We start from the raw sequence: 14,000 nt of genomic DNA on the forward strand, positions 1-14,000 counted from the left end.
GGGCTGAGCCTTACAACCCTGCACGTCAATCCCTTCAATCAAATTTCCTCGCAGCAGTGTCCGGTCCTATGCACGGTTCTGTTCTTGCGGTTCATTATTGCCCTGCGCGATCAAGCTTGCGGATTTTGCTGATAACGCCTTTGCTAATCTGTTCAGACGACAGCGCCGACATTTCCCGTAAGCCTTAACGTACAAAGAAAGTCTACTTAATGTAGTTGACGAAGCCAAATAGTCAACCCGAAGTCGAACTATTCGGGCGCCTTGTTAGAAAGTTGCCAAGAGAATGAGATGATGAACCGGAAGGCGTTGACAGCCCGTGGGAGCACGAAAACCTTACATCGTTTCCTCGCAAAGCTTATCGCTGATTTAACTCAATGGCAGTGATGCACTGTGTGGGAACGAGGACCGACCCTCAAAGCCGATATTTCGCGCTCTGATTCGGCGTCAGCCGGTTGTGCTCGTCGATATAGTCCTGCCGGCTGATCGGCTTGATCAGCAGCAGTCCGGCGACGAAGCCTCCGGCATGCGCCCAGAAGGCGATTTGCGCGGGGCCGCCGACGGCGGGCACCGCGCTGATCAGCTGGATGAAAAACCAGTAGCCGAGCATGTAAACGGCCGGAATCGCGGCGGTCGTGATGAAGAATCCCAACGGAATCAGCGTATGCACATAGGCTCTCGGATAAAGTCTCGCATAGGCGCCCATCACGCCGCCGATCGCGCCGGAGGCGCCGACCATCGGCGTGATCGCGGCCGTGTCGGCCATGATTTGCGCCCCCGCGGCCGCCAGGATGCATAAAGCGTAAAAGACGAGAAAGCGGAAGGGCCCCATCGCATCTTCGACGTTGTCGCCGAAAATCCATAAGAACCAGAGGTTGGTGATGATGTGAAACCAACTGCCGTGCAGGAACGCATGCGTGATCAGGGTGGAGAGACCGTCCTTGCCGTCGAGCACGCAGGCCATGTTCTCCGCCAGGTCGATCCGCGTGCCGACCGGCACGCTATTCAGCAGTTCGCCAGGAATCAGGCTGTACAGGCACAGCGACCTGGCCAGCGGCACGTCGCTGCCGGCACCCTGCACGAACATCCAGACGAAAAGATTCACCACGATCAGCCCGATCGTCGCGACCGGCGTGCGGAGGGTGGGATTTTCATCGCGAATCGGAAACATGGATGACTCCTGAATTAAGTAAAGTTTCTAGCCGGCCGCATCGACCGCTTGCGGCCAATGTAAACCGAAACGGCGAGGATTTCAATCGCAATCCCCTGTGCAAAGCGGATTGCCGACGCTGCCCTACTGTCTGGCGATCAGACGTTCGAATAGAAACGGATCGTCGAAATAACGCCTGCCGGTGAAGGCGATCGCATGCACGCCCCATTGCCGCATCGCGCCGGGACTCGGCACGCCGAACGACCAGAGCAGGAAGCGTTCGGGGCGGACGCTGGCGGCGATGATGCCGTCCGGGCCGAAAAGGCTGCGCCGCGATCCGTCCGGCAAGGGCAGCGACAACAGGTCGTCGTATACCTGAACCCGATAAGGCGTTGCCGGCGTCTTGTCGCCTGCCGCGATCGCTGCCGTTTGCTGGAGGTAATGCGTGCGGCTTTCGAGCCGCAGCAAAAGGCGTTGTCCGGGCGGAATGGGGGCGATAGATTTCGGACTCAGCACCGCTTCCGCCCCGTCCTTTGGCGAAATGCTCCGATAACCTTGCCCCGGAAACAGCAGGTAATAACAGCCGCAGGCATGGATGCTGTCATAGGCAATCGGGACGCCCTCCGGACTCAAAGTAATCCGCCAGATCACGCTGTCCAGTTCGCCGCCGTACCAATCGGTCAGGCCGGTTTTTTCGCGCGCGGGCAGCCAGATTTGATAGATCAGTTGCAACAGATTGCGGCCCTGCCGGCGGGTGTAGGCGTGTTTTTGATAGACGATAGGATAGCGAGTATCGATGCGCGGCTCGCCCTGGTCGTTCAGCGTCGCCGCGCCGATCTTGTCGGTATCGTTGCGGGTGTCGATTTCCCAGATCGGCGCGAAATGGGCGAACAGGCGTCCTAGCCGTTCATCGGAAAGCGCCGGAATGCCCAAGGGATTTTGATATGCCGCACGCAGCGTCGCGGCAATTTCAGAGGCAGCCAAAAATCCGTTTGATGCCGGCACATAGCGGGCCAGGCGGCCTTGCACCGGCAACGCATCAAGAGGCCGCATGAAACTTGCGGCAAGTTTTCTATGCAGATTTTTCAGCGCGAGTTTGCCCGGATACTGCATGAGCCAATACGCGCCGGCGACGCGCTGCCAGCTTCGATAGGCATCCGGGACATGGATTTGCTGGCGCAGAAACGGCTTGTACTCGGGGTGATGCAAGGCTGCCTGGAGGAGGCGGTTGCCGCATTGCCGCAGCACCTGATCCAGAGAGCCCGGCAAGGGCGCTTCGGCCAGCACGGCTTTTGCGGCGGCCGGCGGCAGATTCGCGGCTTCGCGGAGACGCAGCGAGGCGTCAAGCTGCCGCATGCGCTCCAGCCATTCCGCATAAGCGCCATCGGTCAGGTTTTGCGCGCGAAAGGAAGCGAGAAAGCGGTCGGCGCGCAGGTACGGAAAGCCGGTGATTTTCGCCGCGGACGGGTCAAACCGTTCGTGCTCGTCCAGCAGAGCGTCGAAGTTTTGGTACCACAGCAGACAGGCGGCCTCGTCCGGCGCGAGCTCTTCGATGCGCAGCGGGCTGCTTGTGCAGCCTTGCGCCAGCAAAGCCAGCAGCACCAGGAATGCCGTATGCCGGCTGAACCGGAATCGAAAAGTTTTCGCCATTGCCGCCTCCTGTATTTGCCTGACAAATCCGGTAAATCTCTTGTCTTGAAAGCCGCAGGAAGAGATCCGCGTCACGCACCGCGGGAGCGATGCAAACGGCATTTCCACGCCGGGGCGCTCGTCGTTATACACAACTGCTTGCCCAACCCGTCATGCCGGCAGATATAAGGGATTGCCGGAATCCAGGCTTCATGGACGTGTCGGGCTTGCCATCCTTGGCTCTGGATACCCGCTTCTCGGCGGGTATGACGACACTTGTGTATAACGATGAGCGCCGGAGCGTGGGAACGATTTTATTGTTTGATCGGCGCAGCCGAATAACGCAGGCCCATATACAGAAAAAACTGCACCCCAAAGATCAGATTCGCCATCAACAGGTGAACCGGCTGCGCGACCGGCGGCATGCCGAGGCGGTCCAGCGTCACTCCGGCGAGAATCGCGGTCACGATCAGGCCGATCAGCACATAGCCGGTACGCAGGAACAGGCTTTGCCGGTCGCAGGACTGCCGCAGCTTCCAGAACACCCAGAAGTTCGTGAGCAGGATGATCGACGAGAACGACCGGTGCACATAGAAAATGATCGGAAAATCGTCGCGCCAGAATTGCCGGTCGATATAGCTGTGTTCGTGCGAGATGAAATCGACCGCCTCCCTCACCTGCGTGCCCATCGCGACCTGCAGCAGGGTCATGCCGATCGCGACCAGCAGCACGGTTTTGGCGCGCGGCGCCAGCAGGCTGCTGTCGATGCAGGCGAAAGTCTCGCGCTGCGAGCGGGTGATCGTGTAGATCACCAGCGCCACGATCAACAGGGCCATCAGCATGTGCAGCGTGATCATGTACGGCTTCAGATTGCTCGCGACGACCGAGGAACCGAGCCAGCCCTGAAAGCCGATCAGGAACAGGTTGGTCAGCGACAAATAGAAGATGGTCTTGTCGCGTTTCAGGAAGATGCGCGAAGCCCAGGCGGTCAGCAATACCAACAGGCCGGTGGTCACGCCGACCAGCCGGTTCGAGTATTCGGTCCAGGTCTTGACCGGGTTGAATTCGGTATTCTCGTAGCCGCGCTGCGCGTAAATCTCGTGGTAGTTGGCAGGCAATTGCGCCTCGTCGGTCGGCGGAATCCAGCGGCCGAAGCAGGTCGGCCAGTCCGGGCAGCCCATGCCCGCGCCGGAAGCACGGACGATGCCGCCGGCCAGGATCACCAGATAAACCGCGAAAATGGTCAACAGACCCAGGCGGCGGAAGTTCAGAATGGCTTGGTCGTTCATGCGATAGGTAAAGGTAACAATCGGAGGGAAACTTCGGGATGATCCTTCAGCACCAGGTCATATTCGCCGCTTTCGGAGACCAGCAGCACCGCCAGCAAATGACAAATGCCGTCACGGCTGATCGCGGTCAATACCTGACCGCGGCTTTGCTCGCCGCCGCTGCGGTCCAGGATGGCCGTATTGGCGGCGGGCGCGGTGTCGAGCGCGCATTCGGCCAGAAACAGCGCGCGCTTGGCCTTGCCCAGGTAGTGGGTTCGCGCGACGATTTCCTGGCCGGTGTAGCAGCCCTTGGTGAAGCTGATGCCGTCCAGCTTGTCCAGGTTCAACATCTGCGGCACGTGCTCTTCCGAGGTGGCCAGGCTCAGCCAGGGAATGCCGGCGAGTAAATCGAGCAAGCGCCAGTCCTCCGAATTGCCGGGCGCATAGCCTTGACCCAAGCGATCGGTCCACAGCGCGATCGCCTTCTCCGTCTCCGCGATCACCAGCGTGCGCTTGGCTTCCGAGCCCAGCGCAATCGATACCGCCCCCTGATCGCAGCGGGCCGCGAAGCGCGGCTCGACCGGGGCTTCGTTCGAGCTGACGCCCAGCAGGCATAAATCGTCCGAGCGGTCGGTAAACTTCACATCCGAACGCAGCACATATTTTTGCAGACGGGTTTTGACCGGCTCCAGCAACTCCAGAGGCAGCACGAGCAGATAGGCGTCCGCTTTTTTCGCGAGCAGAAACGTCGCTATCGCGCGGCCTTTCGGATTGCAGAATGCGCCGATCCGCGCCTGGGTTTCAGTCACTTCGAAAACATTGCAGGTGGACTGGCCTTGCAGCAGTTTCGCCGCATCCTTGCCGGAGACGGCTAATACCCCTAGATCATCAATCGGGTAGAGATGGGGATGATCGGATCGGGATTCGGCAAAAACGATAGCGCTATCGTTTTCGATCACGGCCTGCCTGGAAAGCAGGAAGTTTTTCCATTGCGGATTCATGAGACGCTTCGGATAGTAAAAAACGCATATTATACCGCGTTATCGCTCACAAGCCTGAACGGACGGGATACTTCGGCTTCGAAGTCGGCGGCTTCAGAAAGAATTAAGAATTAAGAATAAAGTTAGATTGCTATTGGCTTTATCTTTCCTGACGCCTCTTTGTAACTGCCCGTTTTATAAAAAATCACGCCGCCAGAATTAACTTTTTTTCTCCGCCGACCGAGTGAATTATTACCTTGACTTGACCCGCAAATAGAGCGACTCTAACGTATGACTGAAATCCCGGCGGCTTACAAATATAATGCGCTCTACGGTTGTTCCATTACTGGTTTTATGCGCCTCTCTGGGGTGGGCTAAAGCAGGCGCCGCCGACCCCAACAGCAAACCTGATCAACGCGCAACGCTGGTTTCGCTGCAAGGCACCGTGTTGTTCGATGCCGACGGCAAAGGCCAATGGCGGCAGGCGCGACTCGATGATGCGATATGCCAAAACGGCCGCGTCAGGGTGGAGCCTTACAGCCGGGCCTCATTATCATTGCCGAACGGTGTCGTTTTGCGTCTGGACGAAGGCACCATCCTGTCGCTGCACGACATCACCCGCGACGAACCGACGGCACTGGATTTGCTCAAGGGCTTCGTCCACTTCATCAGCCGAACCCCCAAACATCTGGAAATTACCAGCCCGATCGCGAATGCCGGCCCCGAAGGCACCGAGTTTGCGATGAAGGTTGACGATGCCAAGGCCTCGCTCTGGGTTTACGAGGGCGCCGTCCGGTTTTTCAATCCCCGAGGCAGTATTCGCCTGACCCCTGGACAAGGCGCCGAGGCTGTCGGCGGGCAGGCGCCGCGATCGCAAATCGAGGTCAAGCCCCAGGATGCGGTCAATTGGGCGCTCTATTATCCGCCGATACTGCCCTACCCCAAGCCATCGGCAAATATCGATAACGCGGTTCGGACCGCGATAGAGGATTTCCGCCGGGGACGGGGCGATCAGGCGTTATTACGGCTGGACAGGGTAGCCCCCGAGCAACAAACGCCTTATTTTTTCAAGGTTCGCGGCGCCGTTCGCCTGATGGCGGGGAGGGTCGCGCTGGCTCAGGAGGACATCCGGAATATTTTCAGCGGCAAACCGAACGATGCCGAAGCTTTGGCTTTGCAATCGGTCCTGGCACTCACGCAAAACCGTAAAGAGGAAGCGCTGCAACTCGCCAACAAGGCCGTCGCCTCCGATCCCGCTTCGCCGGCGGCCTATTCCGCCCTCTCTTACGCCGAGCAGGGCCGTTTCGATTTGGACAAGGCACTGGCCGCCGCCGAGCAAGCCACTCGCTACGCGCCGCACGATGCGATGGTCTGGGCGCGCAAAGCCGAGATCGAGCTCGCCCAAGGGGCGACAGCCGAAAGCCAACAAACCGCGCAGCGCGCGCTGGCACTGGACGCAGGGCTTGAACGGACGCAAACAGTGACGGGTTTTTCCTTTCTACTGCGCTCGAAGACAGCGGATGCCCGAAAGGCATTTCAACAAGCGTTAGAATTAGACTCCACCTCGCCTTTGGCACGGCTAGGCCTCGGGCTAGCAAAAATCCACGACGGAAATCTCCCAGAAGGCCGTCATGACCTTGAAATTGCGGCAGTCCTCGATCCGAACAATTCGCTTATCCGCAGTTATCTGGGAAAAGCTTACTATGAAGAAAAGCGCATCCCACTCGCGGAGGTTCAGTTCGCTCTGGCGAAAGTGCGCGACCCCAAGGACCCGACGCCGTATTTTTATGATGCGCTGAATAAGCAAACGGCCAATCGCCCGGTCGAAGCCTTACAGGACATTCAAAAAGCCATTGACTTGAATGGCAATAGAGGGGTTTATCGGTCCAATTTATCGTTAGATAAAGATTTGGCCGCTCGAAGCGCGGCTCAAGGGCGGATTTATAATGATTTGGGCTTTCAACGCTTAGGCGTCGTAGAGGGCTGGAAATCTGTCAGTAACGATCCTGCAAATTATTCTGCCCATCGGCTTTTAGCCGACAACTATGCTTCTCAACCGCGTTCTGAAATTGCTAGAGTGAGTGAGCTTTTACAATCGCAATTACTGCAGCCTTTAAACATAACGCCTATTCAACCACAATTGGGCGAAAAAAATTTTCTTACCCTGCAATCTTTGGGACCAAGCTCCTCTTCGTTTTACGAGTTCAATCCTTTATTTACCCGTAACAACTTTGCTTTGCAGGCTTCAGGATTTGCCGGCAGCAATAACACGTTAGCAGATGAGATCGTTCACTCAGGTCTCTGGAAAAATTTATCTTATAGCGTCGGCCAGTTTCATTATGACACGGATGGATTCCGCCAAAATAATGATGTACAGGTCGATTTGTTTACGGGTTTTATTCAAGCCAATATTACGCCAAACCTGAACCTCCAAGCCGAAATCCGTCATAAAACCACAGAGCGAGGAGATATAGACATGTATGCCGATGGCTATTTTGATCCGTTTTTTCGGTTAGGTAGCGATAAAGACACTTATAGAGCAGGAATGCATTATTCCTTCAATGAACATTCCGAATTAATTTCCTCCTATTTGCATTTGGACGGCCAAAGCTTTACGGTTGTTGCCGGCAACAACCCTGTCAGACAGGATTTCACTATCGATGGCGATCAAGGTGAAATACAACATTTATTCAAGTCAAAGTATTTGAGCGCCATCTCAGGGTTTGGCTTTGCTCAATCGGGTTTTTCACGCATTGATAACCCCATAATCGGAAATTCGACATCTCATGCCACCGGGTATATTTACACATACACCCATTATCCTCACGATGTTGATTGGACTTTGGGCATGAGCGTGGATTCTTTTGAGCGCAACAGTAATGACTCAAGTCAGCCGCCGGCAACGAAAAACCAAGTCAATCCCAAAATCGGCATGCTTTGGCGTGCTTCGCCCGGGACAATCTTTCGCTGGGCCGTCGCCAGAACATTGAAACGCTCATTAATTACAGATCAAACCATCGAGCCTACACAGGTTGCCGGCTTTAACCAATTATTTGACGATTATACCGGCACGGACACCTGGCTTTACGGAGCGGCCATAGATCACAAGTTCAATGCGAATTTGTACGGCGGCTTGGAATTCAGGTCGCGCGACCTCGCCCTGCCAGCCAGCAATGGCAAGGCCAAATGGAATGAGCATAATTATCTCGCCTATATGAACTGGAATTTAACGGAGAGATTGGCAGCCAATATATCTTTTAATTTAGAGCGGTTCCATGGCGACGAGTTAACCACCGGCTTTGCTCAACTGGAATCCACAACTTACGACAGTAAAGCTGGGCTGCGTTATTTTGATCCATCCGGCTTCTTTTGCAATACGGAGGCCGAATACGTGAATCAGCGGGCAGACTGGCCCGGGGTTTACGATATAAAGCACAATGAATTTGTGCTTTTTAACGCAGGAATTGGAATGCGGTTACCCAAACGCCTAGGCATTATTAATTTGGATATAAAAAATATCTTTGACCGGCAATTTGAATTTCAGAGCCTCGCCGGACGATCACCCCAAACGAGCGCACAGGATGGCGGACAACCCCCGCCGTTCATACCAGGAAGGACTGTATTTGCAAGGCTGACATTGGCCTTTTAAGCGATGGGTAACATATAGCTTGCATAATGAGCCTGCTTAAAAAAAAACAGTAATAATGAGTCTATCGACTGATAACAATAATTTCACAACACCTTGGAGACAACGACCATGAACAGCCTTATCGAAAAACGCGGCAAAGAGATCATAATCAGCATGTTCCTATTCATTCTCGTCTTGTTGGCACTGTTATTCAGGAACAGCCAAAACACTAATACAGAGGGTTTCAACAGCGCACTCGCTAATCCCCTCGAAAACGTTCATGGGGTTTTATTGCTTGCGCCAGACCATCTGGATAATTTAGAAATGTACAGTAAAAGTCTTTCTAAAGTTGCCGACTGCAAGGAAGAAAAAAGCTTAAAATACGACGAACAAAACCACGCCATAATCCCCCCCGAATGCTTAAAAGGTGAAAAAGGCATGATTACACCGGAATACGCAAAACAAAAAACCATTATCCTGACGCCTGGAATCCAAAAGACGGAACAAGGAGAAAGGTCAGTTTTATTTTATAGCAACCCGGATCCGAGAACCAAATGCACGACAATTGACGGCTACCCGTGCTAAGCATTTAATAATAAACAAGTTACGCAATACAACCCAAGGATTTAGCGTCGGTTTCAGAGGAATAAATGAAGCAAGAAAATCCACATTTACCAACCCCTACCCCGACAAATCGGAAAACATACTCGTTCAGAGTTTAATCTACGCCTCCGATGCAGTACCGCCTCCTGCGGGCAATGGCAATTGCCTTGATCACCTTCCTGTTGGGCAGCGGCATCGATTACCTCGCAAACCTGGAATCGACAGTAGGCCTGGATACGCTGTTCCGCTTGCGCGGCGCTCGCACGCCGCCGGCGGACGCGGTGATCGCGGCGATGGATGAAGCGTCAGAAACCCGTTTAGGCGTGGGCCAGGACTTGACCCGTTGGCGCGGGCTTCATGCCGGCTTGATCCGGCAATTGCAGCGCCAGGGGGCGGCGCTGATCGTTTTCGATCTTCAGTTTATCGTGCCGCATCCGGACGTTGATGCCGCTCTTGCCAAGACCATCAAAGGTGCCGGAAATGTGCTGCTGACCGATTGCGTGCAGAAATTCAGACATGGCACCGAGGATTATTATGGCCGGGAGGAGTGCTCGGAAAACCATAAGGAACCGGCCGTCCGCAAGGAAGGCAACGTGGGCCAGCCGCTCTCCGAGCAACTGGTCGCGATGCGCAAAATTTCCGCCGCACCGGCGCTGATCCAGTCCGTTCTGGATCACGCGCCGTTTGTTTTGGTGAATGACGCCCAGGACGCGACGGTGCGCGAGGTTTGGACTTACTACGATGCCCTCGCGGAAACGCCCAGCCTGCCGGTTGTCGTGTGGTTGAACTTTCTGCGGCGCGGCGGCGGCTTGAATAATGGGCTTGACGCACCGCTATCGCATGGGTTGACCGAACAGCGCCGACGCTGCCTGTCCGCAAAGGATCATCGTGCAGAAAACTCAACGGAAAAATCCATGCTGGAAAAACGCATCGACGACGTCATTTGCGGGGAAGACAGCCGTTATCTCGACTATTACGGCCCTCCGCACACGTTCAGAATGGAGTCGTACAGCGACGTCTATGAAGGCAAGGCCGCCGATTTACAAAACAAGGTCGTCTTTATCGGCAAGGCCAACCGCCTGTTCGCCTCCGGCAAATCGGACTATTTTCAAACCCCTTTCACCGATTCGCGCAGCGGCAGAATGGCGGGCGTCGAAATCATGGCGACGCAATTCGCCAATTTAGCGGAAGGCCGTTTTGTCCAATCGCCGCTGCCGCCGTGGTTGCCGCAGGTCGCATTCGGCTTCTTCATCGGCTTGATTTTGACGCGGCTGACCGGTTTTTACGGGCTATTGGCCAGTTTGCTGGCCGGCGGCGCTTACGCCGGCCTGGCGTTTGGGTGCTTTAGCCGTTACGGCCTATGGTTGCCGGTGGCAGTGCCGATATTGCTTCAATTACCGCTGTCCTGGCTGATCGCATTGTCATGGTCGCGGCGCGATTTGCTGAACGAGCGCAAACGGATTCTCGATTTCGTGCGCCAGGTGTTTCCGCAGTGGATGCATTTCTTGCCGGCGTCGCCGGGGCAATGGTATCCGGAAAAAAGCGCGGCGCAAATGAGCTCCGAGCGCTATGTCCGGGCGCTCTGTCTGGCCACGGATATCGAGGGCTATACGTCGGTCGCCGCGCAGCATTCGCCGCGCGAAATGTGGGAGTTATTGAAGTCCTATTACCAGGTGCTGGGTTTACCGGTCACCTCGCACGACGGCGTCATCGCGAACATTCAAGGCGATGAGATGATGGCGTTATGGATCGATTTGTGCTCGGACAGTCAACGCCATTCGGCTTGCCTGGCGGCGATCGAAATAGACCAGGCGGTCGAGCGCTTCAATCAAACCTCCACCGCCGGCCGTCTACCCACCCGAATCGGCCTGCACGAAGGCGAAATCGTGCTGGGCAGCGGCGAGTCGGGCGGATTCAGGTTTTATAACCCGTTCGGCGATACCGTCAACACAGCATCCCGCATTCAGGGCGTCAATAAATTTTTGGGCACCAAGATATTGGCATCCAAAGCCGTCGCCGACAGTTTAACCCAGGTGGTGTGCCGCCCGGTCGGCAAGTTTCGCGTGGAAGGCAAAAACGAAGCGCTGGAACTGGTTGAAATCATCGACAAGGCATCAGGCGGCAACGATCCGAATGACTTGCTGTACAGAAAATTCGCGCACGGCCTGCAACTGTTTCAACAAGGAAATTGGGAGCAAGCCGAGCTGGTTTTTCAAAACATCCTGAACGAACACGGCAACGACAATCCCAGCCGTTATTATCTGGAACTGGCGCAGGCTTACCGGCAACAGCCGCCAGCGGATTGGGACGGCATCCTTACGCTGGAACAAAAGTAAGGATTTGCTCAAAAATAACCTCCCGAAATTCGTCCTCATCGTTCCCACACTCTGCGTACCCCAAGGGCATAAATGGGAATGCCGCCTGAACCGCTCCTGCGGTTCGGGACGCAGAGCGTCATTAGGATCTGGACCAAATAATTTCCCTGATTTGATACTTTATGCATCCCATGTGGGAGCGCTTTTCAAGCGCGACCGGGGCAGGGAGCAAGGCCTTCGAGTCGCGGTTGAAAACCGCTCCCACTTCGCTTCAATGACAAGATCAACGTCATCGGTTGGGTCGGCGAAGCCACAAAGCCATGATGTTCATAAAAAGCTTTGGCTTCCCCGGAGAGGGCGTGCACCAAAAAACCCCGAATGCCGAGAATGTCACTCACGTGCAGCGTACGCAACACCGCGTCTTGCAACAGCGCGCCCCCCATGCCTCGGCCTTGCCAGGCTTGATGGATGGCCAGCCGGCCAAGTATGGCCACCGGCACGGGATCGGGCATGTTGCGACGTACTAAGGCCGGTGCATCGCTCAAGGCCAACGCCCCTGAGGCCAGACAGTAATAGCCGACCACCTGGCCGCCTTCCGCCACCACATAAGTGCGTGAGGCGCCGCTGAGCTGATTAGAGCGAGCGCGCCGCTTCAGCCAATCGTCCAGGCTACCGACTCCGCAGGCAAAGTCATCCAGCCGATGTTCCGCCGAGAGCGGAACCGGCGAGGACAGCATTAATCCTGCCAAGGTTTGGCCGCTGCCATCAGGCGTTCAAACCCTTCTCCGCCCGGCGGCTGATCCAGCACCTCAAGAAAATGTTCATACGTTTTTTGGTCGACGCGCACGAGGGTTTGATCGAGCAAGGATTCTTCGGCGGCGCGCCGCGCCGCATCAATCATAAAATCAGAGCGCGTCTTACCCTGGGCCTTGGCGGCTCTGTCAATCAATGAACGAATGTCACTGCGCACCCGTAAATTGACTGCATGAGTTTGGGTATCGTTTTTGGAATTGTGAGTCGGCATGGCAACCTCTTTCATCATCTTAAGGATGAATCCTAGCACAGTAGATACACGCTATGTATCTATTTTGATCAATCAAGCCCCGATGCGGTCCGACCTTCGTAGCCGACGCCGATGCGCTTCGGCGCGGATTGTCGGCGTTTAAGCGCTTTTTGCACGTATTGGAGCGCCTCGGCTTCGTTATGGACGACCGAGATAGATGGGAGTCAGGCCTTTTAATTCGCATCAAGGCTTGCCTATGCAAGAAACAAGACCTGCTCCCATGATTCTCTTGTCAACAGAACCTAAAGTTGACTACGCCGTGCTACGGAATCGGCAACCCGCCAATATTTACTTCGATCTTGGAAAGATTCGGTTGCGGGGTACCCTGCTGTGCTCCCAAGGCTCGGCTGATAGCGAAGCTGGCAATATACAACGTCTTCTTGTCATCGCTCTTCTTTCCGAATACCAGCGACGATGGCCCATCCAGCGGTGTTCCTTGCGCCAGTACGGATAGATGCCCATCTTTGTCGATGACCGCCAAAGCATCCTGCCCATTTACCGCCACGTATAGATTGCCCGACTTGTCGAAGGCCAGCCCGTCATTGCCTTTCAAACGGTCATCCTGCGCCCACACGTTGGGCGTGCCTGCCTCGCCGTTGGGTAGTACAGGGATACGAATGATGGCGCCACTATCAATGTTGCCGATGTAGAGATTGGATTTGTTATTATCGAAGGCAATGCCGTCTGCGCCGAACCAATGCCCCACCAAAACAGGGTTATCGGGGTCGCCTTCAAGTAACGGGTGTTGTAGCCAAACGACATATTGGCCGTTCGAGTCGATCTTCCAAATCTGACCATTGAAGGGGTCGGTTACGTAAGTATTGCCTTCTCCGTCGAATGCCAAATCGTTGGGGAATCCATTAGGGTCGAGATGAGCTAATGGCGTAGCTTCGCCAGTGCCGTCGATGCGGAAGACATAAGAAGCATTGTCCGCAGGGTTAAAACTGCCGCTCCCGGCGTAGAGATACCCATCCGGCCCGAATTTAACCCCCAGTGCAAAGCTACTCTGAGGTATAGGCAATGCTACGAACTGGGAAAGTTGTCCATCAGGGGTGAGTTTCTGGATGGTATTAGCCATTGAGAAATAGAAATTTCCGGCCCAGTCCATGGTAACCGATTCCGGTAATTGAAACTGGCTAGCGTCGAAGGAGGCCACGATTTGCGGGGTGTAACCCGCAGCGTCAGCATCGGCCAGGGATGGCGCTGGAGTGAGGAATTGTAAAACGGTAACCAAAACAGCAGTGTTGATTTCGAATCGCATATGTTGTCCTCGAGTTTATTTTTGAATTTCTAGGCCGCGAAGCCCAGGCAAATTGTCTCCCTTAGCAGCATGCCCTTATACACAAGTTCGTCATTCCGGCAGGGAT

The 14,000-nt window shown here is 55.2% G+C and carries 10 protein-coding genes; 3 read left to right on the forward strand and 7 right to left on the reverse strand.

Annotated features, from left to right (window positions below):
* Positions 1 to 412: 412 nt before the first annotated feature.
* From ACEPPP_RS07850 to ACEPPP_RS07865, 4 genes are all read right to left on the reverse strand, one after another.
* A complete protein-coding gene (locus tag ACEPPP_RS07850; protein WP_374090489.1) occupies positions 413 to 1,168 on the reverse strand; it encodes a rhomboid family intramembrane serine protease in 756 nt (251 codons plus the stop codon).
* A gap of 123 nt (positions 1,169 to 1,291) precedes the next feature.
* Complete coding sequence (locus ACEPPP_RS07855) at positions 1,292 to 2,797, reverse strand: hypothetical protein (protein ID WP_374090491.1); 1,506 nt, start codon at positions 2,795 to 2,797, stop codon at positions 1,292 to 1,294.
* Positions 2,798 to 3,090: 293 nt separating this feature from the next.
* Positions 3,091 to 4,065 carry a heme A synthase gene (locus ACEPPP_RS07860; protein WP_374090493.1) on the reverse strand — a complete coding sequence of 325 codons (975 nt, stop codon included), beginning with the start codon at positions 4,063 to 4,065 and terminating at the stop codon, positions 3,091 to 3,093.
* Positions 4,062 to 5,045, reverse strand: a complete 984-nt coding sequence (locus tag ACEPPP_RS07865) for a folate-binding protein YgfZ (protein WP_374090494.1) — start codon at positions 5,043 to 5,045, stop codon at positions 4,062 to 4,064. Before ACEPPP_RS07865 ends, ACEPPP_RS07860 begins: the two co-directional genes overlap by 4 nt.
* 301 nt (positions 5,046 to 5,346) lie before the next feature.
* Between ACEPPP_RS07865 and ACEPPP_RS07870 the strand changes: the two genes are divergently transcribed.
* The 3 genes from ACEPPP_RS07870 (at position 5,347) to ACEPPP_RS07880 (ending at position 11,591) form a co-directional block, all read left to right on the forward strand.
* On the forward strand, positions 5,347 to 8,673 hold the full coding sequence (locus ACEPPP_RS07870; RefSeq protein ID WP_374090495.1) for a tetratricopeptide repeat protein: 3,327 nt from the start codon (positions 5,347 to 5,349) through the stop codon (positions 8,671 to 8,673).
* Positions 8,674 to 8,781: 108 nt separating this feature from the next.
* Complete coding sequence (locus tag ACEPPP_RS07875) at positions 8,782 to 9,237, forward strand: hypothetical protein (protein WP_374090496.1); 456 nt, start codon at positions 8,782 to 8,784, stop codon at positions 9,235 to 9,237.
* 173 nt (positions 9,238 to 9,410) lie between these two features.
* On the forward strand, positions 9,411 to 11,591 hold the full coding sequence (locus tag ACEPPP_RS07880) for a CHASE2 domain-containing protein (RefSeq protein ID WP_374090497.1): 2,181 nt from the start codon (positions 9,411 to 9,413) through the stop codon (positions 11,589 to 11,591).
* Positions 11,592 to 11,776: 185 nt separating this feature from the next.
* Here ACEPPP_RS07880 and ACEPPP_RS07885 read toward each other — a convergent pair whose 3' ends face one another.
* From ACEPPP_RS07885 to ACEPPP_RS07895, 3 genes are all read right to left on the reverse strand, one after another.
* On the reverse strand, positions 11,777 to 12,307 hold the full coding sequence (locus ACEPPP_RS07885) for a GNAT family N-acetyltransferase (RefSeq protein ID WP_374090498.1): 531 nt from the start codon (positions 12,305 to 12,307) through the stop codon (positions 11,777 to 11,779).
* A complete protein-coding gene (locus ACEPPP_RS07890; RefSeq protein WP_374090500.1) occupies positions 12,307 to 12,612 on the reverse strand; it encodes a DUF1778 domain-containing protein in 306 nt (101 codons plus the stop codon). Before ACEPPP_RS07890 ends, ACEPPP_RS07885 begins: the two co-directional genes overlap by 1 nt.
* A gap of 283 nt (positions 12,613 to 12,895) precedes the next feature.
* On the reverse strand, positions 12,896 to 13,894 hold the full coding sequence (locus ACEPPP_RS07895) for an SMP-30/gluconolactonase/LRE family protein (RefSeq protein ID WP_374090501.1): 999 nt from the start codon (positions 13,892 to 13,894) through the stop codon (positions 12,896 to 12,898).
* Positions 13,895 to 14,000 lie beyond the last annotated feature (106 nt).

Source organism: Methylomicrobium lacus (genome assembly GCF_041897535.1).
Taxonomy (GTDB): domain Bacteria; phylum Pseudomonadota; class Gammaproteobacteria; order Methylococcales; family Methylomonadaceae; genus Methylomicrobium; species Methylomicrobium lacus_A.

Excerpts from the sequence above, each read along its gene's own strand:
- ACEPPP_RS07875 (WP_374090496.1), top strand. The coding sequence starts at position 8,782 with ATGAACAGCCTTATCGAAAAACGCGGCAAAGAGATCATAATCAGCATG.
- ACEPPP_RS07855 (WP_374090491.1), bottom strand. The coding sequence starts at position 2,797 with ATGGCGAAAACTTTTCGATTCCGGTTCAGCCGGCATACGGCATTCCTG.
- ACEPPP_RS07885 (WP_374090498.1), bottom strand. The coding sequence starts at position 12,307 with ATGCTGTCCTCGCCGGTTCCGCTCTCGGCGGAACATCGGCTGGATGAC.
- ACEPPP_RS07865 (WP_374090494.1), bottom strand. The coding sequence starts at position 5,045 with ATGAATCCGCAATGGAAAAACTTCCTGCTTTCCAGGCAGGCCGTGATC.
- ACEPPP_RS07895 (WP_374090501.1), bottom strand. The coding sequence starts at position 13,894 with ATGCGATTCGAAATCAACACTGCTGTTTTGGTTACCGTTTTACAATTC.
- ACEPPP_RS07890 (WP_374090500.1), bottom strand. The coding sequence starts at position 12,612 with ATGATGAAAGAGGTTGCCATGCCGACTCACAATTCCAAAAACGATACC.
- ACEPPP_RS07870 (WP_374090495.1), top strand. The coding sequence starts at position 5,347 with ATGCGCTCTACGGTTGTTCCATTACTGGTTTTATGCGCCTCTCTGGGG.
- ACEPPP_RS07880 (WP_374090497.1), top strand. The coding sequence starts at position 9,411 with ATGGCAATTGCCTTGATCACCTTCCTGTTGGGCAGCGGCATCGATTAC.
- ACEPPP_RS07860 (WP_374090493.1), bottom strand. The coding sequence starts at position 4,065 with ATGAACGACCAAGCCATTCTGAACTTCCGCCGCCTGGGTCTGTTGACC.
- ACEPPP_RS07850 (WP_374090489.1), bottom strand. The coding sequence starts at position 1,168 with ATGTTTCCGATTCGCGATGAAAATCCCACCCTCCGCACGCCGGTCGCG.